The sequence below is a fragment of the Synechococcus sp. R55.7 genome (genome assembly GCF_047461955.1).
Lineage (GTDB): Bacteria > Cyanobacteriota > Cyanobacteriia > Thermostichales > Thermostichaceae > Thermostichus.
Window position 1 is genome coordinate 8,096 of sequence record NZ_JANSIC010000092.1, and the last position, 1,929, is coordinate 10,024.

Below are 1,929 nucleotides of genomic sequence, written 5' to 3' on the forward strand. Positions count from 1 at the left end.
GCCTGCCGCAGCCAACGCTGGCCCCAGATCCAGGCCATTTGGGTACGTCTGCACCCTTGTGATGCCAATCCGGGCGTGTTGGATCAGGTGTTCGACCAAGTGGTAAACCTGGGCTACAACCGCGTTTTTATCGAGACCTTTTACGATGGTCGCTCCATTTTGCCGGATGGCGCAGGAGGGATCTGGCCCAGCTTACAGCCCAACGCCGACTTGTTGGATCTGGCTCTGAAGGCGGCACGACGCCGCGGCTTATCTGCCTATGCCTGGGTGTTTTCCCTCAATTTCGGCTACAGCTACGGACAACGGCCCGATCGACAGGTGGCCCTGGCCCGCAACGGTCGTGGCATAACCACCGTCTTGGATCCCGCTACAGCCCTTTCGGAAGACCTGGGCAGTCCTGGCGAGGTATTTGTGGATCCCTTTCATCCCTTGGCACGGCGGGATTTTGCCGAGTTAGTCCGCCGCATCCTACAGCGACAGCCGGATGGGATCCTTTTCGACTACATTCGCTATCCGCGTGGCTCAGGGGGATCCAGCGTGGCGGCCACCGTCCGAGACTTGTGGATTCACGGAGAGGCCGCCCGGAAAGCCTACCTCAATTTGGCAGAAAATCCAGCGGGTCGGGCATTGCTGGAGCGCTACCTAAGCCAGGGCTACATTGCAGTGGCAGATGTTCTCCATCTGGATGCCACCTATGCCGAAGAGCCCAGATGGCGTCAGCCAGGGGATCCCTGGCCCAGCCCGACCGAGAAATGGGCGCTTTCCCCAGAGTTACTGGACTGGGCTGCCCAAGACATGGCCAGCAGGAATTGGCAGGGGGATCAGCTTTCCTCTGCAAAAGATTTACCAGAGAGTCTGGAGAAACCGGCGGATTCCAGTTCTGAGGCAGCAGCACCAACTCCTGCCCCTTCCCCCACCCCCAGCGCCGCCGTTCGCCAAGAACGTTGGCAGCAGCAGCTTTGGCAGCTGAGCGTCGAGTTTGCCCGCTACGGCGTTCTCGATTATCTACAGCAGGCCGCCCAACCCGCCCAGAGGCTGGGGATCCCGGTGGGGGCTGTCTTCTTCCCAGAAGGCAACCAAGCAGTAGGAGAAGGGTTTGACGCTCGTCTGCAACCCTGGGACCGCTTTGATCCGGGTATGGAATGGCACCCAATGGCCTATGCCAAGTGCGAGGATAGCTCCTGTGTGGCGCAGCAGGTGGAGCAGGTCCTGGCTGTGGCCTCTCCCCAAACCTTTGTCTGCCCGGCCATTGCCGGTCTATGGGGACAAGCCCAGCGGCAACGCCCCAGCCTGGAAACCCAAACAGCAGAGCTGGCCCGCCGCTTCCCGCAGTTGCCCTGTGTGAGTCACTTCGCCCTCTCCTGGATCGAGCCGGAGCTGGAGCGCAGCCGTCGCACCTGTCAACTCTAACGCCCATCCCAATCTGAAAGTTAGGAATTCTGAACTTATGAGCCCTGAGCAATTTGATCTGATTAACCGCCTGTTTCAACTGACCTTTCAGATCGGGGATCGCTTGGGCTGTGAATCCTCAGATCCTGCTCAATTGTTGCTGACCAACCGGCCCAGCCTGGAATCCAGTTGCACATTCTTTCCTTCCGATTTCACCTACGAAGCCTTGGATCCCCAAGTGTGGGCCGACTACATGGCGGAAGTTCCGGCCTTAGCGCAGATGGCGAATATTTTGCAACCTTATCCTTTCACCTGTGGCATTTATCGCCAAGACGAGGTTTCGTGGTGGATTTGCGCCTTTTGGGCAGCCCAAGAGGACTTGGGAACCAACTTGCTCTTGCGCGCCCACAGAGTCGAAACTTAGGCGCTTGAGCCCTATCTCCTCTCCCTCATCGAGACGGGGATCGGCGTTACCGGAATCAAAGGGGCTGATAGCAGTCGTGGTTTTTATTACCATCTATTTCAACTGATCGCGCTAGC

The 1,929-nt window shown here is 58.4% G+C and carries 2 protein-coding genes; both read left to right on the top strand.

Translation table 11 applies throughout. The features are described 5' to 3' along the window. The coding region (locus NW820_RS06590; protein WP_414407029.1) for a hypothetical protein at nucleotides 1-1,410 on the top strand (1,410 nt) is incomplete at its 5' end. Between the two features lie 37 nt (nucleotides 1,411-1,447). Next, nucleotides 1,448-1,813, top strand: coding sequence for a hypothetical protein (locus NW820_RS06595; protein WP_011433539.1), 366 nt, complete (start codon nucleotides 1,448-1,450; stop codon nucleotides 1,811-1,813). Nucleotides 1,814-1,929 lie beyond the last annotated feature (116 nt).

What these genes read in the sequence shown, in the direction of transcription:
- NW820_RS06595 (WP_011433539.1), top strand. Translation starts at nt 1,448, where the DNA reads ATGAGCCCTGAGCAATTTGATCTGATTAACCGCCTGTTTCAACTGACC.